At 42.3% G+C, this 26465-nt stretch carries 18 protein-coding genes; 9 read left to right on the plus strand and 9 right to left on the minus strand.

What is annotated here, in order from left to right; genetic code table 11:
* Positions 1 to 49: 49 nt before the first annotated feature.
* The 7 genes from SLH46_RS05515 (at position 50) to SLH46_RS05545 (ending at position 10804) form a co-directional block, all read left to right on the plus strand.
* Positions 50 to 1327 (plus strand): M23 family metallopeptidase, encoded by a 1278-nt coding sequence (locus tag SLH46_RS05515; protein WP_320280157.1) that lies wholly within the window; start codon positions 50 to 52, stop codon positions 1325 to 1327.
* A gap of 331 nt (positions 1328 to 1658) precedes the next feature.
* The gene (locus tag SLH46_RS05520; RefSeq protein WP_320280158.1) at positions 1659 to 2528 is read left to right on the plus strand and encodes a hypothetical protein; all 870 of its coding nucleotides are present in this window, start codon (positions 1659 to 1661) and stop codon (positions 2526 to 2528) included.
* 3 nt (positions 2529 to 2531) lie between these two features.
* The gene (locus SLH46_RS05525) at positions 2532 to 3866 is read left to right on the plus strand and encodes an NAD(P)-binding domain-containing protein (protein ID WP_320280159.1); all 1335 of its coding nucleotides are present in this window, start codon (positions 2532 to 2534) and stop codon (positions 3864 to 3866) included.
* Between the two features lie 4 nt (positions 3867 to 3870).
* A complete protein-coding gene (locus tag SLH46_RS05530; RefSeq protein WP_320280160.1) occupies positions 3871 to 5466 on the plus strand; it encodes a cytochrome c3 family protein in 1596 nt (531 codons plus the stop codon).
* Positions 5457 to 8438: a hypothetical protein gene (locus SLH46_RS05535; RefSeq protein WP_320280161.1), complete on the plus strand. Its 2982-nt coding sequence runs from the start codon at positions 5457 to 5459 to the stop codon at positions 8436 to 8438. The genes SLH46_RS05530 and SLH46_RS05535 overlap by 10 nt, the downstream gene beginning before the upstream one ends.
* Positions 8431 to 10047 (plus strand): hypothetical protein, encoded by a 1617-nt coding sequence (locus SLH46_RS05540; RefSeq protein ID WP_320280162.1) that lies wholly within the window; start codon positions 8431 to 8433, stop codon positions 10045 to 10047. Before SLH46_RS05535 ends, SLH46_RS05540 begins: the two co-directional genes overlap by 8 nt.
* Positions 10048 to 10069: 22 nt before the next feature.
* Complete coding sequence (locus SLH46_RS05545; RefSeq protein ID WP_320280163.1) at positions 10070 to 10804, plus strand: hypothetical protein; 735 nt, start codon at positions 10070 to 10072, stop codon at positions 10802 to 10804.
* On the opposite strand, the gene SLH46_RS05550 is transcribed toward SLH46_RS05545, so the two are convergent.
* The 5 genes from SLH46_RS05550 to SLH46_RS05570 form a co-directional block, all read right to left on the minus strand.
* A complete protein-coding gene (locus tag SLH46_RS05550; protein ID WP_320280164.1) occupies positions 10801 to 12597 on the minus strand; it encodes a prenyltransferase/squalene oxidase repeat-containing protein in 1797 nt (598 codons plus the stop codon). The genes SLH46_RS05545 and SLH46_RS05550 overlap by 4 nt on opposite strands.
* A 351-nt stretch (positions 12598 to 12948) precedes the next feature.
* Positions 12949 to 13782: a hypothetical protein gene (locus tag SLH46_RS05555; protein WP_320280165.1), complete on the minus strand. Its 834-nt coding sequence runs from the start codon at positions 13780 to 13782 to the stop codon at positions 12949 to 12951.
* Entirely contained in the window at positions 13775 to 15358 is a 1584-nt protein-coding gene (locus SLH46_RS05560) for a polyprenyl synthetase family protein (RefSeq protein ID WP_320280166.1), read from the minus strand. The genes SLH46_RS05555 and SLH46_RS05560 overlap by 8 nt, the downstream gene beginning before the upstream one ends.
* A 1-nt stretch (position 15359) precedes the next feature.
* Positions 15360 to 16532, minus strand: coding sequence for a radical SAM protein (locus tag SLH46_RS05565; protein ID WP_320280167.1), 1173 nt, complete (start codon positions 16530 to 16532; stop codon positions 15360 to 15362).
* Positions 16525 to 17307, minus strand: a complete 783-nt coding sequence (locus tag SLH46_RS05570) for an ATP-binding protein (RefSeq protein ID WP_320280168.1) — start codon at positions 17305 to 17307, stop codon at positions 16525 to 16527. Before SLH46_RS05570 ends, SLH46_RS05565 begins: the two co-directional genes overlap by 8 nt.
* Before the next feature lie 254 nt (positions 17308 to 17561).
* Here SLH46_RS05570 and SLH46_RS05575 point away from each other — a divergent pair, with 254 nt between their 5' ends.
* Together SLH46_RS05575 and SLH46_RS05580 are read left to right on the plus strand one after the other, a co-directional pair.
* Positions 17562 to 19313, plus strand: a complete 1752-nt coding sequence (locus SLH46_RS05575; RefSeq protein WP_320280169.1) for an alpha-L-fucosidase — start codon at positions 17562 to 17564, stop codon at positions 19311 to 19313.
* 239 nt (positions 19314 to 19552) lie between these two features.
* Complete coding sequence (locus SLH46_RS05580; RefSeq protein WP_320280170.1) at positions 19553 to 19798, plus strand: hypothetical protein; 246 nt, start codon at positions 19553 to 19555, stop codon at positions 19796 to 19798.
* A 206-nt stretch (positions 19799 to 20004) separates the two neighbouring features.
* On the opposite strand, the gene SLH46_RS05585 is transcribed toward SLH46_RS05580, so the two are convergent.
* The 4 genes from SLH46_RS05585 to SLH46_RS05600 form a co-directional block, all read right to left on the minus strand.
* Positions 20005 to 21375 carry a dipeptidase gene (locus SLH46_RS05585; RefSeq protein WP_320280171.1) on the minus strand — a complete coding sequence of 457 codons (1371 nt, stop codon included), beginning with the start codon at positions 21373 to 21375 and terminating at the stop codon, positions 20005 to 20007.
* 142 nt (positions 21376 to 21517) lie between these two features.
* Positions 21518 to 23269, minus strand: coding sequence for a tetratricopeptide repeat protein (locus tag SLH46_RS05590; RefSeq protein WP_320280172.1), 1752 nt, complete (start codon positions 23267 to 23269; stop codon positions 21518 to 21520).
* Positions 23270 to 23364: 95 nt separating this feature from the next.
* Positions 23365 to 23994, minus strand: coding sequence for a deoxynucleoside kinase (locus tag SLH46_RS05595; protein ID WP_320280173.1), 630 nt, complete (start codon positions 23992 to 23994; stop codon positions 23365 to 23367).
* 309 nt (positions 23995 to 24303) lie between these two features.
* Positions 24304 to 26427 carry a prolyl oligopeptidase family serine peptidase gene (locus SLH46_RS05600; RefSeq protein ID WP_320280174.1) on the minus strand — a complete coding sequence of 708 codons (2124 nt, stop codon included), beginning with the start codon at positions 26425 to 26427 and terminating at the stop codon, positions 24304 to 24306.
* Positions 26428 to 26465: the final 38 nt, after the last annotated feature.

Here is a 26465-nt window from a genome sequence, read left to right on the forward strand (position 1 = left end):
ATTGTTATCTATTCAGTTTTCTTATTTTTGCCTTTATTAAAATCTGAAGATGGGGAAATTGAGATCGATATTTGTGGGGATGGGACTCGTAATTGTACTGAGTCAATTGTTTTCGTGTGCACCAAAAAATACCAAACAAGCTGATACTCCTGTGTTAGACACTGTTGTTGAAGTAAAAATGCCGGTATTAAAATACGGGCTTCCGGTTGATTCGTTTACGCTCGAAATGGGCAAAGTAAAGAACAACCAGTACCTAAGCCAGATTTTAAATGCACGTGGTGTGGGAATGGGAACCATTGATAAAATCGCCCGAAAATCGAGAGACGTTTTTGATGTTCGCAAAATTAAAAGCGGTGAAAATTTCTGCATTCTTTCTACCCGCGACTCAGTTCCGGTTGCTAAATATTTTGTTTACGAAAACTCTCCGGTACAGTATACTGTGTTCGAGTTAACCGATTCGTTAGGAATTTACCAGGGAGCAAAGGAAGTTAAAACACGGCAACGTACAGCACATGGTGTTGTTGAATCGTCGTTATGGAATGCAATGGTTGATAACGGACAAGATCCGGTACTCTCGCTGGAACTGTCTAAAATTTATGCCTGGACCATCGACTTTTTTGGAATTCAAAAAGGTGACCGCTATCGTTTAATTTATGATGAAGAATACGTTGATTCAGTATCGATAGGCATTGGTAATATTTATGCTGTTGAGTTTGAACATTACGGTGAACCCAACTATGCATATTGGTTCAAGCAGGATAGCATCTGGGATTATTATGATGACAAAGGAAATAGCTTGAGAAAAGAATTTTTGAAAGCTCCTTTGGAATTTTATCGTATAAGTTCGCGGTTTTCAAACGGTAGGATGCATCCGGTGTTACGCATTCGTCGACCACATCATGGAGTGGACTACGCAGCACCCAAAGGTACACCTGTTATGACCATTGGCGATGGTACTGTTATTGCCAAAGCTTACCAAAAAGGTGGCGGAGGTAATTACCTGAAGATAAAACACAACCATACTTACACCACAACTTATATGCACTTGTCGGGATATGCAAAAGGTATAAGTACCGGCAGTAGGGTGCGACAAGGTGATGTTATTGGTTATGTTGGAGCAACGGGTTTGGCAACAGGTCCGCACCTCGATTTTAGAGTTCATATGAATGGGAGAGCCATCGATCCTCTGAAAATGAAAGCCGATCCGGTAGATCCGGTAGATTCCTTGCATATGGAACGCTTCACCTTATTAAAAGATTCGTTGATGCTGGAATTGCAAAAGATTCAGTGGGATGATCTGGAACAAATTCTTGCCAATTCAAATTAGAGCGATAGCCAAATTTGAATCCGCCGAGTTGTTTGATGATTCAACTTTTAAAGCTGAATCACAATTCTTCAATTTCTATTTTTGCACCCTCCTCTAAAATTTAGACGCTGTTTAAATTGTTCGAAGCAAAAACTTCAATTTATTTCTCAATTAATAAGCTATGTGATTCCTGTGTAGGGAAAATATGCACCATAGTTTGTAATAATTTGGGCTAAAATTGTAACTTTCTAATATCTAGATAGTTTAAAATACTATTCTGCCTGTTCTGAACGTATATCATTTAAGAAATTAGTTCTAGCTTTAAGTTACTAACCTAAATTTAAGTGGATAAATGGGACGGTTTTGGCATTCACTGTACTTATTTTCATTAGTGGCAATTACAATTCTAGTACTTGTCTTTTTGGTTGTTTACGGGGCAGATTATTACCTCACAGATATCGGTGAACGTCATTTTCACGAACAAGATGCTTTATTGAGACCAACCGGTTTAATCGGGCACGGACTTGGAATTATAGGAGCTACATTAATGGTCGTTGGCGTTTTTGGTTACATGGCGCGCAAACGATTCAGGTTTTTGTGGAGGTTGGGAGTGTTAAAACACTGGCTCGAGTTTCATATCTTTTTATGCACACTGGGACCAATCATGGTTCTGTTTCACACCTCATTTAAGTTCGGAGGAATTGTGGCCGTAAGTTTTTGGAGTATGGTGGCAGTGGTAATTAGCGGTGTAATTGGCCGGGTTATTTATCTTCAAATTCCGCGCACCATCGAAGGGCGGGAGATGAGTCTTAACGAGTTGAATAAAATGGAAGCCGAACTTTGGGCACAAATCAGCAATGGGAATGAAGCACTATCGGCCGGTTTGCAAAAAGTAAATGTTGCATTAAAAACACAATCGTATCGCGAGGAAGGTAATTATGTAAAACGTTTGGCAAATCGATTATGTTTTGAGCGGTCGTTAATTGCGGAGTTGCGAAAAGAACTGAAAGAGAAAGGCTTTAAAGGCAAAAATTACCGGAAGGCGATAAAAATATTGAAGTCGAAAATTATTATGAACCGGAGAATTGCGTGGCTTTCAACCATGCAGCAATTGATGCGCTACTGGCATGTGGCACACCTTCCGTTTGCTCTAATTATGCTGGTGATTATGCTGGTTCATATTGTTGTGGCTTTGCTGTTTGGTTACAACTGGATTTTTTAAACTATGGAAAACTTGTTTGAACAAATATTGATTTACGGTGCAGTGGTACTATTTCTGCTGGGGGTGGTTTTCATTTATATCCGGAAATTGCGACGTGAATCAAGAATTGTAGAAGAGAAAATACAAAGGGCAAAAGAAGACGGATTGCACGAACCTGTGTCCTTACATCCGGTGGTCGACGTTAATTCATGTATCCAGAGTGGAGCCTGTATTCGGGCCTGTCCCGAACATGATATTCTTGGAATCCGAAATGGAAAAGCAACAGTTATCAATGCCAGTCAGTGCGTGGGACACGGAGCGTGTTTTCATGCCTGCCCAACGCAGGCCATTTCGCTTTTTATCGGAACCGAAAAGCGGGGCGTTGATCTGCCACATGTCAACCAAACTTTTGAAACCAATGTGAAAGGGATGTTTATTGCCGGCGAAATGGGCGGAATGGGATTGATTAGAAATGCGGTGGAGCAAGGCCGGCAGGCTGTTCAAAACCTGGCAAAAGGGATAAAATCAGGAAGTGGTACTGAATATGATTTGGTTGTAATTGGAGCCGGGCCGGCAGGAATTTCTGCCACACTTGAAGCAAAACGTTTGAAGTTGAAAACAGTTACCCTCGAACAGGATACGTTGGGTGGAACTGTTTACACTTTCCCGCGGGCAAAAATTGTAATGACTTCGCCAATGGATCTGCCTTTGTATGGAAAAGTTAAACTGTATGAAACCAGCAAACCCGAATTGCTTGATTTATGGAACGAAGTTCTGTCGAAGAACGACATCCAAATTAAAGAAAAACAAAAGGTGAATAAGATCACTAAAAATGAACAGGGCTTTGAGGTGGAATGCAGTAACGGAGAACTGTACACTTCGCAACGCGTTTTGCTGGCCATCGGTCGGCGTGGCACGCCACGGAAGTTAAATGTTTCGGGAGAAGATTTGCCTAAAGTTGCCTATCGGTTGCTTGAGCCCGAGCTTATTTCAGGAAACAAAATATTGGTTGTTGGAGGTGGCGATTCGGCTATCGAATCAGCCTTGTTGCTGGCTGCCGAAAATGAAGTTTCGCTGTCGTACCGGAAAGAAACCTTTTCGCGCCTAAAACCGAAAAACAGAAAAAAACTTGACGAAGCCATTGACTCGAAATTATTGGATGTGATTTTGAATTCAAACGTAAATGCTATTGAAGAAGATTGTGTGCGTTTGAAAATTGCAGATCAGCAAGAGGAATTGGTGCTTGAAAATCAGTTGGTTTACATTTTTGCAGGAGGAGAATTGCCCACTGAGTTTTTACGAAGTGCAGGAATTGAAATAACCACAAAATTTGGCGAAGCAATATTGAAACACGCTTAGAAGTTTGAAAATTGTAGGTAAACATATCGGAATTCTTTTGGCAGTATTTTTTATTGCTGTTAACGCCTTTGCGCAATTGTCGCCGGGTGAATTGTCCGATGTTCACGCTCATTTAGAAGGTCTGACAAACTGCACGAAGTGTCATGTTCTGGGAGAGAAGGAAACGTCGGCAAAATGTTTGGCTTGCCATACGGAAATAAAAAAGTTAGTGGATAGGAAGAAAGGTTATCATGCATCGGCAGAAGTTACCCGACAACGATGTGCTGCCTGCCATGGCGAACATTACGGTCGCGATTTTAAGTTGGTTCGGATTGATAAAGATACTTTCAATCACGATTTAACAGGCTTTAAACTGGAAGCAAAACATGCTGAAATTAACTGCATCGACTGTCATAAAACCGCGTTAATTAAAAACGATATTTCTCAGAAAAAATCTGCCGGCACTTATCTCGGAATGGGCACGGAATGTATCGATTGCCATGCCGATGTACATCAGAATACCTTGTCGAAAACTTGTATCACTTGCCATAATCAAAAGGCTTTTGTTCCGGCTGCCGGATTTGAACACGCAATAACTAAATTCCCATTGGTTGGTAAACACAGGGAAGTTGATTGTTCCAAATGCCACGAAAAAACAACACTTAATGGCAATGCATTTCAACAGTTTGCAGGTGTACAGTTCTCGAACTGTACCAGCTGCCACGAGGATGTGCACAACAATAAATTTGGTAACGACTGCCGTAAATGCCACGATGAGTTTTCATTCACGCAGGTGAATAATATTGGCGCATTCAACCACAACAACACCGACTATCCTTTGCAGGGCAAACATGTTGCGGTAGATTGTAAAGAATGTCACACCTCGGGTAATCACACAAAAGCTTTGCCGCATACTAATTGTACCGATTGCCACAGCGATTTTCATGAAGGTCAATTCGCTAAAAACGGGCTTTTACCCGATTGTAATTCCTGTCATTCTGTTAATGGATTTTCGCCTTCTTCATTTGGCTTTGACCGGCACAACAAATCTGAATTTACATTAAACGGGGCACACATGGCGACACCTTGTTTCGAGTGCCATAAAAAGACTCAAGAATGGAATTTTGAGTTCGAAGAAATTTCTTGTGTTGCTTGTCACGAAAATATTCACGAGGATAAAATCAGCAACAAGTTTATGCCTGATTCGGATTGTAAGGTTTGTCATAACGAAGATATCTGGAGTCGGATAAATTTTGATCATAACAGAACGAATTTTAAGCTCGAAGGAAAACATACAGCGGCATCGTGCCGCGATTGCCACTTTAACGAAACAGTCGGAGTTGTAACGCAACAATTTGCAGGACTTGCGGCTGACTGTGCGAACTGCCATAACGATATTCATTTTAGGCAGTTTGCGGAATCTGGGAAAAATGATTGCGAGCGGTGCCATACGTTTAACAACTGGTTGCCCGAAAAATTCAATCATGATAATGCGCGGTTTAAGATCGATGGAAAACATGAAGGTCTGGATTGTATTGCCTGTCATAAACCCACCGATAATTTAATCCGTAATTATATCGTATACAAATTTGAAGATATAACATGCGTAAGTTGTCATTAATAGTTGTGGTGTTGTTCTCGGTTTTTCAGCTGTGGGCACAGGAAAATCCGCACGGTGCGGATCTTTTATTTGATTGCCTCGAATGCCACACCACCGAAGGCTGGACGTTCTCGGAAGCAACGGCACGTTTCTCGCATGATTCAACTGAATTTGTGCTTGAAGGGCAGCATGCTTTTACCGATTGCAGAGCGTGTCACACAACCCTGGTTTTTAACGATGCAAAAACGAACTGTATCGATTGCCACAACGACATGCACAACAACACGGTTGGCCTCGATTGCCACCGTTGTCACGATTCGCGCTCGTGGCTGGTCAGTAATATTCCCGAAATTCATCAAACCAGCCGCTTTCCTTTGTTGGGTGCGCACAACACTGCCGATTGTTCGGCCTGTCATACAAGTGCATCGTTGTTGGAGTTTCAGCCTCTTGGTGTGGAATGTATCGATTGTCATAGCCAAAATTATTATGCAACTACCGAGCCCAATCATGTTGAGTCCGGTTTCTCGACCGATTGTATGGAGTGTCACCGTGTAGATGCATTTTCGTGGTCAGCGCAAGGCATAAATCACGATTTTTTTCCCTTAACAAAAGGACATGCTGTAAGCAGTTGTATCGAATGTCATACTTCAGGAGTTTTTGAGCCGGTTTCAACAGATTGTTTCAGCTGTCATGAAACTGATTTTGTTTCGGCAACAAATCCATCTCATCAAAGCAGTGGATTTTCAACGCAATGTACCGACTGCCATACGACCGATCCCGGCTGGAGTCCGGCAGAGTTTACAGTTCACGATGATTATTATTTCCCCATTTATTCAGGCGCACACCGAGGTGAATGGAACGATTGTTTTGATTGCCACACGCAACAAAATAATTATTCGTTATTCAGTTGTATCGATTGCCACGAACACAACCAAAATGAAATGGATGACGAACATCGGGGAATAAATGGTTACTCGTACAATAGTCTGGCTTGTTTCGCCTGTCATCCACTGGGGCGGGAAGAAGGAGCATTTAACCACGAAACTACCGGATTCCCATTGAAAGGTGCACACGTACAAAGCGATTGTTTGAGCTGTCATACCGATGGTTTTGCCAATACCTCAAGTGCTTGCAGTAGTTGTCATACCCCAAACTATAACGAGGCGGCTAACCCTAATCATTTATTGGCAGGTATTTCCTTGGAGTGCGAACCCTGCCACAATGAAGAAGGCTGGGCTCCGTCGTTATTCGATCATACAATAACTTCCGGTTTTGAACTCACGGAAGGCCACGATGGGCGACAATGTGCAGACTGTCACTTGGGAACAACAACTGCTGCCGATCCGGCGTGTATCAGTTGTCACCAGGAGAATTATAATACAGCACAAAATCATTTGGCTTCGGGTTACCCGACCGATTGTTTACAATGCCATAGTGTAAACAGTTGGGAAGGTGCTACTTTCGATCACAACCTAACAGAATTCCCTTTAACCGGTGCTCACATCGCAACTGAATGTACAGCTTGCCATACGGATGGTTATGCAGGAACGTCAACGCTTTGCAATTCGTGCCACAGCGAAAATTACATCACAGCACTAAACCCGGATCATGCCAGTGCCGGATTGTCGAATGAATGTGAAGTGTGCCACACCACAACAGCGTGGATTCCATCTCCGTTTGATCATACTGTAACAACAGGTTTTGAACTCACCGGAGGCCACGAAGGGAGACAATGTGCAGATTGCCATTTGGGAATAACTTCCGCTGCCGATCCGGCGTGTATTACTTGCCACAAGGAAAATTATAATTCAGCAGAAAATCATCTGGCCTCGAATTATCCGACTGATTGTATGCAATGCCACAGTGTAAACAGCTGGGAAGGTGCTACCTTCGATCATAATTTAACGGAGTTCCCTTTAACCGGTGCTCACATCGCAACTGAATGTACAGCTTGCCATACGGATGGTTATGCAGGAACGTCAACGCTTTGCAATTCGTGCCACAGCGAAAATTACAACACAGCACAAAACCCGGATCATGCCAGTGCCGGATTGTCGAATGAATGTGAAGTGTGCCACACCACTACAGCGTGGATTCCATCTCCGTTTGATCATACTGTAACAACCGGTTTTGAACTCACCGGAGGCCACGACGGACGGCAATGTGCAGATTGCCATTTGGGAACAACCACCGCCGCCGATCCGGCATGTATCAGTTGTCACCAGGAAAATTATAATTCAGCAGAAAATCATCTGGCCTCGAATTATCCGACTGATTGTTTGCAATGCCACAGTGTAAACAGCTGGGAAGGTGCTACCTTCGATCATAATTTAACGGAGTTCCCTTTAACCGGAGCACACATCGCTACCGAGTGTACTGCTTGCCATACCGATGGTTATGCAGGAACTTCAATGCAGTGCAGTTCTTGTCACCTTACAGATTTTAACAACACGGCAAATCCAAACCATTCGTCATTGGGATTGTCCGTAAATTGCGACGATTGCCATACTACTAATCCGGGGTGGGAGCCGGCACTTTTTCCCAATCACAACGATTATTATGCATTGAATGGTGCGCATGCCGTGGTTTCCTCCAACTGCTTTTTGTGTCACGAAGGAAATTATACCACAACGGCAACTACTTGTTATGGTTGCCATTCGGCTGATTATAATAATACAACAGATCCATCACATACCGCCGCTAATTTCCCGATTGATTGTGAATCGTGTCATTCGGAAAACGCCTGGGAGCCATCAACATTTAACCACGATGGTCAGTACTTCCCAATTTATAGTGGGAGGCATAATGGTGAATGGAATTCTTGTGCCGATTGTCACTATCAGGCAAGCAATTTTGCTTTGTTTTCTTGTATAATCTGTCACGAACACAATCAAACCGAAACGGACAGCAGACACAGTGATGTTAGTGGTTATGTGTACACAGCAACGAGTTGTTTCGATTGTCATCCAACAGGTGAAGCAGGCGATGATTAAGCTGGAAAAACGAAATATCGGATTGATGGCATTGTTCCTTTTGATTTTGGGAACAATCGCAGTGAGTGCTCAGGAATCTGCAGGTTTGCTCGAAGGAAAAGTATCGTACATTACCGGGGACAATATTTATGTGCGTTTTGCCTCCACCGAGCAAATTGAAAACGGGGACACCTTGTTTATCCGGGAAGAAACCGGTCTTACGCCGGCTTTGCTGGTTGATCATCAGTCTTCCATTTCATGTTTGTGTAGTAAATTAGGCGAGCACACTTTTAAAGTAGATGATGTTATTCTTGTCAGAACAAAAAGGCCGGTTAAAGAAGTTGTGCAACTGCAAGAGGAGTTGCCTGAAAACGATGTGAATGAACAGGTTTTAATTACTCAGGAACCGACAAAAGAACCGTCAAGAACACAGGATATAAACGGCAGATTGTCCATGTCTTCTTACTCGAATTTTTCAAATGAAGCGGATAATATTCACCGTTTTCGTTATACTTTGTCGGCAAAAGCATCGCATCTATCAGGATCAAAAATATCTGCCGAAACTTATGTGTCATTCACGCATAAATTAAGTCAGTGGGATGTGGTGCAGGAGAATCTGAACAATGCATTGAAAGTATACAGTCTGGCGCTGAGATATGATATCAACGCGTCGGCAACTGTTTGGGCCGGACGAAAAATAAATCCGCGCATTGCCAATGTTGGAGCAATTGACGGAGTGCAGTTCGAGTATAAATTTAAAAATATGTTTGCCGGAATTGTTGGTGGTTCGCGTCCCGATTACCAGGATTATGGCTACAATTTTGATCTGTTTGAATATGGTGCATACGTTGGGCACGGTAAAAAAACTTCCCATGGTTTTATGCAGTCGTCGCTCGCTTTTTTCGAGCAGCGAAATACCGGAAATGTCGACCGCCGGTTTGTTTACATGCAGCATACCAACTCTGCCATTAAAAATCTAATCTTGTTTTCTTCGCTTGAACTCGATTTATACAAACTTGAAAATGAAAAGCCCACAAACACCGTGAGTTTAACCAGTCTGTATTTTTCGGCACGTTATCGTTTTTCAAAACGCCTTTCTCTTTTTGGTTCGTACGACAATCGGAAGAATGTGATTTACTACGAAACATTCAGGAATTTTGCCGACGAGATTTTGCAACAGGCAAGCAGACAAGGAATTCGGGCAAGGATCAACTACCGGCCAGTAAATGGCTTTATTGTCGGAGTCAGCGCCGGAACACGTTTCCGCGACGAAGATCCGCGACCAACAAAAACATTGAACGGCTTTGCCACCTGGACAAAAGTTCCGGCGCTGAATGCATCGTTGAGTATAACCGCCAATTTGATGCAAACCAGCTATCTCGACGGGCAGGTTTATGGCGCACGTTTATCAAAGGATCTTGTTTCAGGAAAATTATATACAATGTTGCATTATCGTTGGGTAGATTTTCAATATGTAAATACTTTAACTAATTTGCAGCAGCACATTGGCGAGCTTGATCTGTCGTGGCAATTCAGAAAAAAACTGTATTTGTCGGCCAATTACGAGGCAACTTTTCAGGATCAACAGTTGTTTAACAGATTATACCTTAACTTGAGAATTAAATTTTAAAACAATAAAAAGAATGATGACGATGAAGACGAGTAAAATCTTAATGATACTGGCAGTTGCCAGCTTGTTATTTGCATGTGTAAAAAATAAAAATGGTGCACCAGCTCAGACTCAGGCCGAGAGCGCTTTTAATATGATTAAGGTTTCGGAAGTGATTCAGGGAGGAAGTTATACCTACATTAGTGCTACCGAAAATGGCATTGCAAAGTGGATCGCGGTATCAAAACAAGAGGTGAATCCGGGTGAAGTTTTATATTATTACGATGCCCTGCCAATGGAAAATTTCCACAGCAAAGAGATCGATAAAACATTTGATGTAATATATTTTGTAAACAAGATCAGCAAAACTCCGGGAACTGAACAGCCGGCCATGAGTGGTGGTATGCCATCGTCGCACCAGGGGAAAGTGGCAGTCAGCGATGCCGAAGTTGAAATTACTAAACCAGAAGGCGAGTTGAGTATTTCTGATGTTTATGCCAACAAAGCCGATTACAGCAGCAAAGAATTTGAAATTCGTGGGGTAGTGGTCAAAGTGAACGAGCAGGTGATGGGCAAAAACTGGGTACACATTCAGGACGGCACCGGAAACGGTGGTAATTTTGATCTGACAATAACCACACAAGCCGACGTTAAAGTTGGTGAAGAGGTAACTTTTAAAGGAAAACTTACGCTGGAAAAAGATTTTGGCGCAGGTTATTTCTACGATGTGATTATGGAAGACGGAACACTGGTAAATAAGCAGGTTGCCGAAATTTAATTGGAGTCAGTATATCCTTTAATGGCTTCGAGATAAGCTGTTAAAGGATATAACTTTTCATCGTACCACAACGATGCAAAATACAATCCGATAGGGGCTTTTTTAAGCCCGTTTTTTTTGTAATAATCATTAAGCCAATCTAATCCCTTTTCTATCTCAGCTTCCGATTTTATGCCGTTCAAAGCTGCGACTGCAAGTGCGGTTTCTTCAATCGATCCTTCGATTCCAAAGTCTCCACCCCAGCTTCCATCTTCATTTTGAACGCTAAGCAGGAAGTTAGTTCCTTCAACGATCATGTTGTGAATTCTTTCAGTTAGAACCGGCTCATTATTCAATAACAATCTCGCTTTTTGGAAATAGGTGAGTACCCGTGCTGTACCGTACACCGGATTTTCATGACTTTTAGTGTGCTGGTTGCCAAACCAAAGTGGCAACCACGAACCATTTTCTTTTTGGTGTTTTTCAAGATAATCGACTGCTTTGTTTATGGCTGTCGTGAATTGCTTTTTCTGTTTTGATTTCAACTCCGGTTTGTATACATGTAGCAGTTTAGCAAGTGCCAAAACGCAGTGCCCGGTTAAATCGGCACAACTCTGATCGAAAGGTAATTTTCCCCAGCCCCGAGAAAAAGTTGGAAAACCGCCATCATTATTTTGTAGTTGAAGCAGCCATTCGCCACCTACTAATATTTCTTCTCTGATTGTGTGGTGTGGCGCCAAATCCAGTAGCGCCAGAATCGCTCCCGGTGTATCGTCGCAGTCGGGCACCGATCCCGAGTAGTTAGTCCAGCCCCAGCCACCGGGAGAAGTGCCGTTAAACGGATGGATTGTTTTATTCTGCACTGAAATCAAGTGATTGACAATTCGTTTTTGTTGAGTTTCTGACAAGATTTCGTTTTTTCTATCACCCAACGCTTTCACACTTAATGTGGTCACCCATGTTGAAAGGTCGATATCGATTGGCCAGCTGCCATCTTCACGTTGTGTGCGCTTTAAAAAGGCAATTCCTTTGTCTACGATTACCGAATCTCTCAATCCTGCGTTTATCAGGCTTAAGGCAACAAAAGCGGTCAGCGGAATCGCTTCCAGGAAACCGCCACTCTCAGGAAGTGATCGTTCCAGTATTTTAAGCGCTTTCTTTTCTGCTTTTGCCCGGATCGCTCGTGTTATTCCATTCGTCTTTTTCTTGCGAAAAACCACAATCCCAACGGCAATCAATGCCGGGATTGCATAGCTAACCACACTCAGATTCAGCAAACGATAAAATTTGCGCGGCAGCAAAGCCAGCTCAAAAGGCAACTGTGGAATGTGATTAAATCCATCGTCGCCTGGAATGCCGCAAAGTGCGCACAATGTTAAAATCGGTACCGAGAACGTATAATCTTTTTGGTAATGATCGAGAATTACTTTTGCCACCTGATCGGAGCGAACATCAACATTCTGAGTAAGCAGGTAGTCAGCCAGTTTTTGCTGTGTTGTTTTTACTTCAGAATTGTTTTCCGCATATAGATTCAGCGCCGCATAAGAAAGTAATGAAGTGGAAATATTGGCCGGACTTTCGGGTGTATCGCCAAATCCACCATCCTTATTTTGATGCGACGAAAGCCATTTCAGTCCTTTTGTAATTTCCTGCTGATGAAGACTGGCATCGTGAAAATGAAGCGCAGCAACAGCAACAGCCACACCAAGCGCACTCGACGATAATTCTCCCGACCAGAAACCATCATCGTTAAGTTCGTCAAGCAAAATATCGCTCAATTCCTTAAATCGTATTTCCAATTTTTCTTTATTCAATTTCTTCCTTTTTAAACCACATTAGGCACATAGGTAGCATTCGAATTTTGCCTATTGTAATTTGCCAATTGCCAACTCCTTCTAAAATCAAAAATCATTATTCAATATTCCTTTTCTTTTATCATCGCTCTATCTTTCTTGCTCCAGACTGCTACCGATCTCTAATCTACGTCTCGTCGTGCAGCGCGGTTGGTTTGTGTGTTCTAACCCCGGAGCTAAAGCACCGGGCTAATGATATTACGTCCCTACAGGACTCAATGCCAACTGTTATTTGCCAACTGTCAACTCCTCTAAAAATCATCAATCGTTAATCATAATTCGTTATTCAGCTTTAATCCCTCATCCTTCCAATTAATCCTTCACAAGGCTTCCCAACGCCAGCAGCCCATAAAATGTATATTCCAAATCACGTGTTTCATCGCCGTCGCCGGAAAGAAAGGCTCCTGAAAGATAATTCATTTGAATAAAATCAAGACAATCGGGAGTGATCAGGCGCAGATCGAAGTTAGATTCTGCCAAAGAAAAAAGTGCTACGCCGGTTGATAAGGTGTCGCTGAAAGGAGTGGTTTCAAAAGCCCTGAATCCTGCCTGCTGCTGGTGAAACTCCAATAACAGTTTTTGGTACTTTTTGTATCCTAATCCCAAATCGAAACGTGCAAAACAAAGTGCTGCGATCAAACTACACGGCGAGTTTTCTTTCACTTTATAAAAGGGTAACCAAACGCGGGCCATCAGGTTAAAAAGAAAGCGGTTTTTTGCAGTGGCGTCAATGGTTAAAGCCAGCAGAAAAAAACGGTAAGAAATATCCATGAAGTTGTGCCCCGAAAAAACTTTCCTGAGCAAAGAAAACACTGATTCATTTTTTTGTTCCGGAAACAACTCTGTCTTCATCAGGTTTAGCGCCAGTTCTTCAACAGTACTTGATGTTGCAGGTTGTTTAGAGATGTATGTTTTTAATTGCTCGATTTCTGTGTTTTGTCCGGTGGCTAAACTTAACCAGCAACCAAAAAGCGAATAGTAAGGATCGGGATTTCCGGCACGGTCGCAAAAGCCTCCCGAAGTGTGTTGCTGACTTTGTATAAAATCAATGATTTCCTGTTGTATTTCGGGCGATAATGTTTCAAATCCTAAAGAAAGTCGCCGAACCAGTTTTTTGTAGATCGCGATCTTCTTTGTTTTACTCATTGGTGGTTTCTGACTTAAAGATTTTTCCCATCACACCATAAAGACTCAGACGTAGCTTGGAATTTTCCAGTTTATCGAGTTCTGCATAACAGCTGTCGACGTATTTCTGTAGGTATTCTTTTGCAACTTCCAGTAATCCGTTTTCATCAATAAGCTTTCTGAATTCGGCTACCTGCTTGAATAAGTTTGCTGGAGTCTCTTTATCCTGATCTGCAAAATGTTTATTCAGTATGGACAGCAGGAAAGGATAATCACCGGTTTTTTCGGCTGAGTGTTGTTCTGTATATTCATTCAGATCGTCGCGAATTTGGTATGCAATTCCCATATAATCGGCGAACTGTTCAAGAATTTGTTGCTCCTGTTTGTTTGCTCCACCCACAATTGCACCCAGCAACAAGGCCACTTTAATGGCTTCACCGGTTTTATTTTTAAAAACCTCGATCATCTCATCGGGCAGCAGCTGGATTTTGCCGTCGTTAAAAAGAATGTCCACGCCTTGTCCGCGCGTTAACTGTAAATGCGACCGTGATACAAAACGGAGACAATTTTTTATGGTTTCATTGGATGCATCGAGATCACTCAACAACTCGTAGCCTTTACCAATAAGGAAATCACCGGCATTAATGGCCTGAGCAACACCATATTTTGCATGTGCAGTGAGGGTATTGTAACGCTGGTTGGCATTGTCTTCAATATCGTCGTGAATAAGTGACGCCTTATGGAAACACTCGATAATAAGCGTTAAAGGCTGCAGAAGCTCATTGTTATCAATATTTGAGTAGGCCAGGTAACCTATAGCCGTAAGTAGCGGACGTATCCTTTGTCCGTCGATAAGCAAATATTCCTGTGCAATTTGTTCTGTTTTATCGCGGCCCTGAATATATTTTCCGATGTTTTCTTTGGTGAAAAAAACTTCGATCCGGTTCTTTAACAATGACACTGAAATGGGCTGGTGTTCATCATCCGTTTCATACGAACGCAATTCATCCAGAATCCATTTTATGTCGGCGCGCGTGTCTTCGCAACCATCAAAAAGCAGCGGAATACCAATAACCGGCACGGCAGCATTTGACACCGGCTCGAACGAACGTTGCAACACCGGCATACAACTTACCCCGATTACGGCATCAATCGATCCTTCTTCCACCAAACCAACGGCAACGGTAGTCCCTTCGGCCACCAGGTTCGCGTAACCTTTCGTTTCGGCTTCTATCAGTAAATCATCGATAGGGCAGCCTTTACACCCGGCACAGTTCAGGCCAAGTTCGTCGAACATGCCCTCGCATTTTTCTTTATTATTCAAACACTGTGGAAGCAACAATAGCCGGCGGTTCATAGGCGTGGCTTTTACCGTTTTTCGCCACGATTCGTTGCCCAGCAGAACCATTGCAAAAGGAATAAATTCATCCGAAATTTCCTGTTCAGTTACCAGTGTAGCTGCCAGTTCTTCCAGTTTCTGAATATTAGCAGGAGGACGCAGACCGATTTTTTCGATCATAGCCGCAGCAGACTTACGCATTTTGTTGCGCACGAACGATTCCTCAGGAACTTTTAATATGCCGTTAGTCTCCTTCATATTAACCGTAGGCGCCGAAGCCAAAAAATGCCCGTTTTTTTGCAAAGCGATACACCCAGCTCTTTTCGCGAACGGGTTTGGCCGAACCATGACTGGAAACTTTTTCCATTTTGCTCAGGCGTTCGGCTTCGTTGTCTCTGCCCGATGTATCTTTTGCGGCGTGTTGATTTGTATAATTTACCAACCATTGCGGATCGTCCATAACGATACAACCCGTGGTTAGTTTTGGTATTTCTGTTTTAAATCCTGCCAGGAAAGCTGAATTGCGGTAAATACTTTCCAAATCTCCATCGGCTACATTGTTGGTGGCAAACTGAATGACCGGGCAAGGTTCGATATCGCCCGATGCATTGATGTGGTGACTCAGTCCCGAAGCTGCAGGACACAATCCTTTTCCATTTTCATCCCAGTATGCATCGATGATGGCAATGCTATATTTCTGACGAGCATCGACCATGAACTGTCGAAGTTGCTTAATCTGTTCTGCCGAAAGACAGAGGTCGACAGTTGCATCTTGTCCAGCCGGACGGTAAATGTAGTACCACAAATAAAGCACCCCGCGATCGATCAGCGATTGGATAAAATCATCCGAAAATGCCAGATCGATATTCGATTTACAAACACTCATGGCCACACCTGTAATCAATCCTGCATCGGTTGAATGATCGATGGCTGCCTGTGCTTTTGAGTATACGTTTTTTCCTCCGCGCCGCACATCGGCAACTTCGTTGTCGCCTTCAAAACTGATCAATGGCGAAACGTTGGCCAGCTTACGTAATCGTTCAGCAACTTCCTTGGTAAGTAAAGTTCCGTTTGTAAATAGCTGGAAATAGCAATCGGAATGTTTTTTGAAAACATCGAAAAGTGGCTTGTACATCAGCGGCTCTCCACCCAATATTCCAAAAAAGTATGATCCTTTTGCCTTTGACTGCGTGATGATTGAATCCAGCATTTCGGGCGACATTCGCGCATTTTGTTTTTTATGCGTCACCCAGCAGCCCTGGCAATTCAGGTTACAATCGTCGGTAACCGAAATAAAATGAAATGCCGGAAAGAAATCGCCCTTTTTTATTCGTTTCTGAAAACGCTGAATGCCATGGGCACCTTTTATGCCCATGTTATAAGCAAATTTATACAAGCATTTTTTATCTGTTTTCAGCAATTGTTTAAGCATCGCCTTTTGGGTTTTTAAAGCTGTTTTTTAGTTCTTCGATGGCTCTTTTTTTCTCTTCTACGGCTTGTTGAAAAGCACCTTGTTTGAAAATATTTCTCCGGGCGTTGTTGCGCTCGTTCAGCATAACAAACAAATTCCCTTTTTGATCGTTTCCCGATGTCTTTTTCTCTCCGGTAGGTTCAGCACCCGATAAAGCCGAATTTTCAGGTAAACGAGGGAAAATGATTGCCGAAGCCGGGCAGGTACGTCCACAAGCCGGACAGTTGTTTTTGCATGATAGCGGATTGACGACTTCCAGACTTTTTTTGTTGTACGAATAAACTCCAAAAACGCAGAACCGTGCACACTGTCCGCAAAGGGTGCAGCGCTCTTTGTCAATGATCGGGTACCAGGCCGGAACTTTCAGGTCGGTTTTTTTTATTTCGTAACAGGATGCGTCTTGAATTTCGTCGATCTTGGCTGAAATTTCACCGGTAATTTGTTCGGTGCCGGCTTCCCTGAAATTAAACACCTCGTAGTTGCTGAGCTGCACTTCGTTCTGCTCAAACATATTTTTTATGGCCCGCGGATAACAGGCAGTAATCAGTTTTTTATCATAATCTTTATCTAATTTATGCAGGAAATCCTTTTCATTCAGCGAAAAAGCGCAAAGATCGTGTAGCTCGTATATGTCAACTCCGAGCGGTTTAAAAGCTTCGGAAAGCTCTTCCTTTTTGTCGTCGGAAATGATCCCCGCGCCACAGTTGCAAAAAATCAGGCAAGTTTTGTTTGTCATTCTTCAAGTAATGAAAAGCTAAATAAGCAAATTTCTGCTCAACTTAAAAATGCTTCAGCGGCTTTAACAATCAATTAAGACGGATAGGCTTTAAACCGCGATGAATAAAATTGTTTTGCAGATGAGTAGACCCGATTGGCAGAGGAAGTAATGCGGACATTGATTTTATTTGAACAAAGAGTCGTAATAGCCTAATTTTGTAATAATTATTCGGAAATTTATACTCGTAAATTGAAACCGACAAACTTTGTATTATGAACCGCTTTTTACTTTTCGTCCTGTTTGCGTTGCTTTTTGTATCGTGTGATTCCAACAAGCAGAAATCAAAAAATAATGTTGAACTATCGGCTCACGACCAAAAAATGGAGTGGTGGCGCGAGGCCCGCTTCGGAATGTTTATTCACTGGGGATTGTATGCCGATCCGGCAGGAGAGTGGAAGGGCGAACGTATTCCGGGGATTAGCGAGTGGATTATGGCGAATGCTAAAATTCCGGTGAAGGAATACGAGCAATTGGCCGAGACCTTTAATCCCGACAAATACGATGCTGAAGAGTGGGTGAAACTGGCAAAATATGCCGGAATGAAATACATTGTGATCACCTCAAAACATCACGATGGTTTTGCGATGTTTCATTCGAAAGCCAGCAAATACAATATTGTTGATGCTACACCATTTGATCGCGATCCCTTGAAGGAGCTGGCGGAAGTTTGTGAACGGGAAGATATTCGTCTTGGATTTTATTATTCGCAGGCGCAAGACTGGCACGAACCGGGTGGAACATACTGGAATATTGAAGAGGGAAAACCACACTGGGATCCGGAATTGAAACGCGAACCATTGATGAATTACATCAACGGGAAAGCAGTGCCACAGGTAAAAGAAATTCTTGAAAATTACGGAGGACTGGATATTTTGTGGTGGGACACGCCACGCGGAATGACTGAAGAAGCAGCCAATGCTTTAAAAGAAGTTACAGATGATTATCCAAATCTGATAACGAATAACCGCTTGTATCGTCCGTGGCCGGGCGATTTTCAGACACCCGAGCAGCATGTGCCGCCAACAGGGCTCGATTACGATTGGGAAGTGTGTATGACCATGAACACCAGCTGGGGCTATAAGTGGTACGACGAGAACTGGAAATCATCAGAAGAGCTGATAAAAATGTTGGTGGATATTGCCAGCAAAGGCGGCAACCTGTTGCTGAATGTTGGTCCGACGGCAAGAGGCGAGTTTCCGAAAGCAAGCGTTGAGCGCTTAAAAGAAATCGGGCACTGGATGCAACAAAATGGTAATTCGATTTATGGTACGAGTGCCAGCCCGTTTTATAAACTTCCGTGGGGACGCTGCACCACAAAAAAGGAAGGTGGCGTTACCAATCTGTACTTACATGTATTCGACTGGCCAAAAGATGGATTGTTAAAAGTTCCGGGGTTGGAAGGAAATGTTCGGGATGTGTACTTGTTGGCCAATCAAAAGCAGCATTTTGCCTGGAAATTTGAAGATGGCGACCTTAATATTCATGCACCCTCGGTGATATTTGATGAAATAAACACCGTTGTGGTGGTAAAAATGCGGGGCGACATAACCGTTACCAGTAATAAACCGCATCTAAAGGAAGGTAGCATTTTACTACCTGCTGATTTTGCTGATATTTATAATCCGGGTTATGGCGAGCATGCTGTATTAAAAGGTAGTGGTTCGAATGCATTAGTGACAAACTGGATAGATGCGAGAACACGTTTGGAATGGACTTTTGATGCTGAACCGGGAAAATACCGCATTGAAGCCTTGTTGTGGAATGACGAAAAGGGTGGTTTGACCGTAACTTTCGGAGATGAGGAATTGATAACGGAGTTACCGGACACCGGGGAAGAGTTTGAACTTTTAAAATTAGGTCAGATAGAGATAACAGAAAGTGGCGAGCAAGCCATTTCACTCCAGTCTGTTACCGGAAACGCTGCAGATAAACAGTTGATGTATTTGGAATTGATAAAACTCTAATGCTGAGAAAGCTTCTTCTTCGCATTGTGTAATTAGTGACAGTATCCGGAAAAAGGATTTTGAACGATGATTTCACGTATATTCTTCGTAACTTTTATTTCCATTAAATCTTTGGATCCTACAGATTGGACGATATTTTAGTCTTTTAACATGCCACAAGCACATTGCGTGCGCTCTTTTATCATGGGTAATCTATGATTATACTTTATTCCCAACCATAAATCATAAAAAGAAACATTATGGCAGTTTATAAAATAGAGAATTATGTACTAAGATATGACATGGACACAAACAAACCCTGGGTGATTTTTCATTATAAAATTGGCGATGCCTGGCGCAACAAAAACTGGTTTCCTCCGGCAGAGAATTTTGTTTACCTGGCAGATATGTTACGAAATGAAAAGCCGCTTTATTTTGTTGAAGCCTCAAATGGCAAAAAATGGATTACTTCCTCTGCTGAAGAAATAGGAGAAGAAGAATCTTAAACTGAATATCAGCGTTTGTGGAGATAAAAAAGGATCCGATATTTTATAAGGTCGGATCCTTTTTGTTTGAGAAATTCAGCGGGGGACTATTTGCTGAATATTTTTTGTCATCTCGATCCATCTGCTGACGGAGAGAGCTGTTACAACAGAGCTGTTTTGAGACAGATTCTTCGCCATGCTCAGAATGACAGTTCTTTCGAATCTTTCTATTTACTCATCTCCGCAAAATACTTATAGAATAGCGGAATGGTTTTTATGCCTTTATAAAACTGCTCCAACGGGTAGTTCTCGTTTGGAGAATGGATCGCATCCGATTCCAGCCCGAATCCCATTAAAACCGATTTAATTCCAAGAACCTTCTCGAAAGTTGAAATAATTGGAATACTTCCTCCTGAGCGAACCGGCACCGGGCGTTTGCCAAACATATCGGTGTAGGCTTTTTCAGCTGCCTGGTAGGCCGGAATGTCGATTGGGCAAACGTAAGCCGGGCCTCCGTGTAACGAAGTCACCTCAACTTTAACCGATTTTGGTGCAATACTTTCAAAATGCTCTTTAAAAAGTACGGCTATTTTTTCGTGATCCTGATCGGGTACCAAACGAGATGAGATTTTAGCAAAAGCTTTTGATGGCAACACCGTTTTTGCACCTTCGCCGGTGTAACCGCCCCAAATACCACACACATCAAACGATGGACGAATACCTGTGTGTTCGCTTGGAGTATATCCTTTTTCTCCTTTCAGTTCTTCAACATTGATTGCTTTTTTGTAAGCCTCTTCATTAAAGGGAGCTTTGGCCAACAGAGCACGTTCTTCAGCCGAAACTTCCATCACTGTATCGTAAAATCCCGGAATGGTAATTTTGCCATCTGCGTCAACCATTTGGTCGATCATCGAACAAAGTACATTTATCGGGTTAGCCACGGCACCACCAAATAACCCGGAGTGCAGGTCGCGATTAGGGCCGGTAACTTCCACCTGCCAGTAGGCCAGTCCGCGTAATCCTGTAGTAATCGATGGAATGTCTGCCGCCAGCATCGAAGTGTCGGACACCAAGATAATATCGGCTTTTAGCATTTCTTTGTTCTGCTCGCACCAAAGTCCGAGGTTTGGCGATCCCACTTCCTCTTCACCTTCGATCATAAATTTTACGTTGCAGGGGAGGGTATCTGTTTTCACCATCAGCTCGAAAGCTTTGGCGTGCATCATACTTTGTCCTTTATCATCATCGGCACCGCGGGCGTATATTTTACCGTCGCGAATTTCGGGTTCAAATGGCGGAGTGTCCCACAAGTCGACCGGATCAACCGGCATAACATCCATGTGTCCGTATACCAAGACAGTTGGAAGGGCAGGATCGATGATCTTTTCGCCATAAGTTACCGGGTTGCCTTTGGTTTCAAAAACCTCGGCTTTGTCGGCACCGGCTTCCAGCAATGTTTTTTTCCAGTATTCAGCAGCTTTGTACATATCCGGCTTGTGGTCGGCAATCGAACTGATCGACGGAATGCGAATCAATCCAAATAATTCCTCCAGAAAGCGGTCTTTGTTTTCCTCTACATATTTATTAATGTATTCCATAACTTTTAATTGTATTTTCCTTAAATAATTGAGGTTGAAAATAGTGTATTCCAAGAGATTAAAAAAGAGGTTTTGTCATGAACCTGTACAAAAAAAGGGCGATCAAACGACCGCCCTTTCTACTAAGCTTATCACAACTTAATTAGTCAACAATAGCTTTAAATTTAGCATTGTCGAAATATTTTGCGAATTCCATATCTGTTTTGGCCACTTCTTTCAAACCGGCATTCATATCAACAGCAGCTTTCAGGCTGTCGAACAATAACGATTCTTTAGCAGTACGTGCACCAATTACAGCTTTGAAATATTCAGTCATGTAGCAACCTTCAATTGTACAAGCGTCAAGATCTTTAACTGCACCATTGTTGTTACCCGCAAGTAATTTTGCCAAACCTGAGTTTACATCAGCAAATCTGTTGAAGTACTGAACTGCTTTGTCGTACTCAGCTTTTTTAACGCTAACAATACCCATGTTGTAGTTAACAGCGTCGCCGGCACCTGCAGCAGCTCCGAATAAAGCTTCAGCAGCAGCAACATCACCTGAAGTTAAAGTAACAGCACCAACGTTGTTTTTAACGATAGGCTCGCTGTTTGCTAATTTCTCAGCTTTTTCGAATAATGGTTTAGCATCAGCATATTTGTATTGCTGAACCATTACGTAACCTGCGTTGTTTGGTCCTCTCCAGTCGTTAGGATAAACTTTCATGAACGAGTTGTATACTGAAAGTTGTTCGTTAAGATCTTCGAACAAAGTAGCAGCGTAAAGCAATTCTGCAGGATTTAATGAAGCAGGATCAGCTTTTGCAGCAGCTTTTAATTCTTCGTCGGTTTTACCGATCAAATCAACGCTGGTAGTCATTTTTGCACGACGTAATTCAGGAAGAATCTGGTCAGCAACTTCAGTGAAAGTAACACTTAAGTTACGGATTTCGCGCTCACGAACTTCAGGATCGTTGTACATAGAAAGTACACGCAAGATCAGTTCTTTGTCTTTAATGTTCGACTGCTCCAATAATTCTTTAAATCCGTCCCAGTCTTCAGGAGTGTATTTTGTTTTCAATTCAACATCAACACCGGCTTCTTTTAATTTTTTAGCCAAAAATGCTGAAGAAGTTTCTTTACGTTTTGCAGCAAGGTCAGTGTTCAAATCGATCTCACCGTCAGGAGATGCATATGCTGAAACTTCAACATCTTTCAGGTCGATTCTTTCTTCTTCGTTTGCTTTTTTAGTGAAGTCTTCCAAAGCGGTAACATCACTTTTCGAAGTTTCTTCACGACGAAGGTTCGAACGGTTGATCAGGTATTTGATGTCTGCTGTCATTTCATCAGGAACGATGCGTTGGAAAGCGTCGATAGCCGGATCGTATTTGCCGCTGTTGTTTGCCTCGCGCTGAACACCTAAAATAGCTTTAGGGATCATGATTACTTTTTCGCTTGTCGCAATAACACCGTCAGCAATTTTGATTGGCTCGAAATCAACTGATTTTGCACCTTGCGAAGCTTTAATGTTTACGTAAAGCTCCGATTTTGCCATCGCTTTATCGTATGCAACAGCATCTTTATAACTTACGTTACCACCGTTGTAGCTAATTACTTTATTGTTGGCTTCAACGTTTTCACCCTGAACTGAAACAGGACCGTAAGCAGTTTCACCACCTTCGTATTTTAATACCGGAGTGGCTGTTAAGGTTACTTTTTTATTGAAGTATTTGGCGGGGAAACGGGCGTCGATTGCTAAATCAACTTCACTCGCGTGTGCTTCGAGCACCTCAGGAGTAACTTTGAAGTTAATTTGATCGGCATTTTTTTTCATTTTGTTCAGTCCGGAACATCCAGACAATACAACCGCAACACCAACGAAAAGGGCGATAGGTTTAAAGTTGATTCTTCTCATAACAGACATTATTTATACTTAAATTAAAAATTCACATTCGAGCAGACAAAAATAAAAAGCTTTTCATTATATGAAAGCTGTAACTCATGTTTTTATCACAATATCAGACGGTTTATCCCTAATTTATATTCACTATTAAAAATAGCCGTTTTCAAGAGCTGATAATGGTCAGGATTTTTAACAAAATCGATGCCATTAATGTCGATAATCAGTATGGGAAAGGAGGAAATTTGTTTAAAAAAGTTAAAGTATCCGTCACCGATTTTAGCCAGGTAAACAGGATCCATATTTTGTTCATAATCGCGCCCGCGCATTTTTATATTTTTCATTAGTCGGTCGACATTCGAATGCAGATAAACATACAAATCGGGTTTGGGCATCGATTCAAAAATTATATCGAAGATTTGCCGGAAAAGATGGTACTCATCTTTTTTTAAGGTATTCTCCGCAAAAATTGCTGTTTTGGCAAAATAGTAGTCGGCCACCATAAACGAATGGAAAAGATCGAGATCGAACACTTCGTTTTTAATCTGGTTGTAACGGTCGGCCAAAAACGAAAGTTCCAGAGGAAAGGAATAGCGGTCTTTGTCTTTGTAAAATTTCGGAAGAAACGGATTGTCAGCAAATTGCTCCAACACCAGTTTGGCGTTGTAATCTTCGGCAATCATTCGCGAAAGTGTTGATTTACCGGCCCCTATATTTCCCTCAATTACCAGAAATTGCATCGTCCTTCAACATAAAAATTCCCGGTAACAAATTGTGCTACCGGGAATCCAAAAGTAGTATTTCTTGATTGAAAATTCCTGTACTTGGTAATTTATTTTTAATATGAAACAGGCTTTGAGGAAAGAGTTATAACTAGCCCCGTCTTTTAAGGCGGGGGCGAAAAACAAGTTAGAGAAAAAGGAATAAAAGGGAATTTTGTAATTTTTAATTTACAAAATTCCCTTTTATTCCTGCGATCAGTCTGAATCTGTTAGTCCCCACCCTAAAGGATGGGGTTAGTCATATTCGTCATCCCGAGACTCCGAATTTTATTCATCCAGTGTTTTAATGCCCATGTTCCAAAGCGTGAAGCCATAAATATCGGCATACTGCTCAATGGTTTTGCTTACCGGTGTTCCTGCTCCGTGGCCTGCATCGGTTTCAATACGGATAAGAACAGGGTTGTCGCCAGCCTGTTTGGCCTGCAATTCGGCTGCAAATTTAAAGCTGTGAGCCGGAACAACGCGGTCGTCGTGATCGCCGGTAGTCACTAGTGTAGCCGGATATGCAACTCCTGCTTTTACATTGTGAACCGGAGAATATCCTTTCAGGTATTCAAACATTTCTTTGTTGTCTTCAGCAGTTCCGTAATCGTATGCCCAGCCTGCACCTGCAGTAAAAGTGTGGTAACGTAACATATCCATTACTCCAACTGCCGGAAGTGCCACTTTCATCAATTCGGGACGCTGTGTCATAACTGCTCCAACCAGCAATCCACCGTTCGATCCGCCACGGATGGCAAGGTAATCGCTTGAAGTGTAGTTCTCAGCAATCAGGTATTCAGCAGCGGCAATAAAATCGTCGAATACATTTTGTTTTTGCAGTTTGGTTCCTGCGTCATGCCATTTTTTGCCGTATTCGCCACCACCACGCATATTCGCCACGGCATACACACCGCCTTGCTCTAACCAAACAGCGTTGGTTACCGAGAAACTCGGTGTAAGACTGATATTAAAACCACCGTAACCGTAAAGGATCGTTGGGTTCGTACCATTCAGCTCAGTTCCTTTTTTATAGGTTATAATCATCGGAATTTTAGTACCGTCTTTCGAGGCATAGAAAACCTGTTTGCTTTCAAAATCGTTTGGATTGAAATCGATAGCCGGTTTACGGTATAGTTCCGATTCGCCAGTTTCGTTATCATATTGATAAATGTTTCCCGGAGTGATATAGTTGGTAAAAGTGTAATACATTTCAGTATCCTTTTTCTTCGCACTGAAACCGCTTACCGAACCAACTCCGGGCAATTCAACTTCACGAATCATTTTCCCGCTGTAATCATATTGATAAACTTTTGATACCGCATCGATCATGTATTCGGCAAAGAAATAACCACAACCGGTTGACGGACTCAAAACGTTTTCAGTTTCAGGAATAAAATCCACCCAGTTTTCAGGAGTTGGATTGCTTACATCAACAGTTACGATTTTTTGATTTGGCGCATTTAAATTGGTGACCAGGTATAGTTTTGTACCAACATTGTCGATAACATAGGTATCGCTTTCATCGGTTCCAATTATCGTAATCAGTTTACTGCCGGGTTTTGTAAGATCTTTAATAAACAACTTATTTCCCGAGGTAGAAATACTAGCAGTAATTACCAGGTAGTTATTGTCGTCGGTTACGCCACCACCAACATAACGGTGTTTTTCTTCCGGTGTTCCACCATAAATCAGCTCATCTTCTTTTTGGGCAGTACCCAGCTCGTGGTAGTATAACTTATGCTGATCGGTTTTTGCCGATAACTCACTGCCTTCAGGTTTATCGTAGCTTGAGTAGAAAAAACCTTCGTCGGCTTTCCACGAAATACCGCTGAACTTGATGTCAACCAGTGTGTCTCCCATTTGCTCTTTCGTGTCGGTATTCATAATGATTACTTTGCGCCAGTCGCTACCACCTTCAGAGATTGAATAGGCTGCGATTTTACCATTTTCCGAAAAGCTTAAAGTACTTAACGAGGTGGTTCCATCTTCTGCAAAAGTATTTGGATCAAGGAAAACCTCGGCTGTAGATTGATCTTCGCCGGTTTTAAACCGGTAAACCACGTATTGGTTTTGCAGCCCGTCGTTTTTGTAAAAATAGGTCCAGTCGCCTTCTTTAAACGGTGCTCCGATTTTTTCGTAATTCCATAAAGTCGAAAGCCTATCTTTTAAATCTTCGCGATAAGGAATCTGGTTCAGGTAACCAAACGTTACTTTGTTTTCTGCTTTTACCCACTCGGCAGTTTCGTCTGAGTGGTCGTCTTCGAGCCAACGATACGGGTCGGCTACTTCAACACCAAAATAGGTGTCAGTTACATCTCCTTTTTTTGTCACAGGATAATCAATTTTTGGTTGCTGCGTACAGGCATACAACAGAACCAGTAATACTGGTAAATAATACAGTTTTTTCATTTTGTAAAAAATTTTATGCAGTGGGGTAAAGTTATATT

This window comes from Draconibacterium sp. IB214405 (genome assembly GCF_033963885.1).
GTDB lineage: Bacteria > Bacteroidota > Bacteroidia > Bacteroidales > Prolixibacteraceae > Draconibacterium.